A 223-nucleotide genomic window follows, 5' to 3' on the forward strand; every position below is an offset into this window, starting at 1 on the left:
TGGAAATGGTAGTTTGTGTCAAGCAGGTACCTGACACTACAGAAGTTAAAATTGATCCAGTAACAAATACACTTGTGAGGCAAGGTGTGCCAAGCATTGTGAATCCCTTTGACAAAAATGCCTTGGAAGCTGCTCTGCAATTAAAAGAAAAAAATGGCGGCAAGGTAACCGTTGTTTCAATGGGACCCCCTCAGGCCAAAGATGCTTTAAAAGAATGTTTAGC

Annotated in this window: 1 pseudogene; it reads left to right on the forward strand. The window is 41.7% G+C overall.

The annotated features are described in order from the left end of the window. Positions 1-223: pseudogene (locus tag Ga0466249_RS26335) on the forward strand (electron transfer flavoprotein subunit beta); the annotation flags it as partial.

The organism is Pelorhabdus rhamnosifermentans, assembly GCF_018835585.1.
GTDB lineage: Bacteria > Bacillota > Negativicutes > UMGS1260 > UMGS1260 > Pelorhabdus > Pelorhabdus rhamnosifermentans.